At 68.6% G+C, this 1,073-nt stretch carries 1 protein-coding gene; it reads right to left on the bottom strand.

Going from position 1 to position 1,073, the window contains the following annotated elements; genetic code table 11:
* Positions 1-1,073, bottom strand: a 1,073-nt coding sequence (locus E6R60_RS36430; RefSeq protein WP_136331018.1) for an acyl-CoA carboxylase subunit beta, incomplete at both ends; no start/stop codon positions are given.

Below are 1,073 nucleotides of genomic sequence, written 5' to 3' on the forward strand. Positions count from 1 at the left end.
ATGGACTGGCTGTCCATGACGATGTAGGCACCGCCGTAGGCCTTGCGCAGGATCAGGGAGATCCTCGGCACCGTCGCGTTGCAGTAGGCGTACAGCAGCTTCGCGCCGTGCCGGATGATCCCACCGTGCTCCTGATCGACGCCGGGCAGGAAGCCGGGTACGTCCAGAAGAGTGACGATGGGGATGTTGAAAGCGTCGCACATCTGGACGAAGCGGGCCGCCTTCTCGCTCGCCTCGATGTCCAGGACGCCGGCCAGGGCCTGCGGCTGGTTGGCCACGATGCCGACGACCTTGCCGTCCAGGCGGGCCAGCGCGCAGATGATGTTGCGGGCCCAGCGCTCGTGGATCTCCAGGCAGTCGCCGTCGTCGACGAGTTCCTCGATGACCTTGTGCATGTCGTACGGGCGGTTGCCGTCGGCCGGGACCAGGTCCAGCAGGACCTCGCCGCGCCGGTCGGCCGGGTCGTCGCTCGCCACCGTGGGCGGGTTCTCCCGGTTGTTCGAGGGCAGCATCCCGATCAGGTAGCGGACCTCGGCGATGCAGGTCTCCTCGTCGTCGTACGCGAAGTGCGCGACGCCCGAGGTCTCGGCGTGCACATCGGCGCCGCCGAGGCCGTTCTGCGTGATCTCCTCGCCGGTGACCGCCTTGACGACGTCCGGTCCGGTGATGAACATCTGCGAGGTCTCGCGGACCATGAAGACGAAGTCGGTCAGGGCGGGGCTGTAGGCCGCGCCGCCCGCGCACGGGCCGAGCATCACGCTGATCTGCGGGATGACGCCGGAGGCCCGGGTGTTGCGCTGGAAGATCCCGCCGTAACCGGCGAGCGCCGAGACGCCCTCCTGGATACGGGCGCCGGCGCCGTCGTTGAGCGAGACCAGCGGAGCACCGGCCGAGATGGCCATGTCCATGATCTTGTGGATCTTCGTGGCGTGGGCCTCGCCCAGCGCGCCGCCGAAGATCCGGAAGTCGTGTGCGTACACGAAGACCGTGCGGCCCTCCACCGTGCCCCAGCCGGTGATGACCCCGTCGGTGTACGGCTTCTTCTCCTCCAGGCCGAACCCGGTCGCCCGGTG

The sequence above is a fragment of the Streptomyces sp. A0642 genome (assembly GCF_004795105.1).
Classification (GTDB): domain Bacteria; phylum Actinomycetota; class Actinomycetes; order Streptomycetales; family Streptomycetaceae; genus Streptomyces.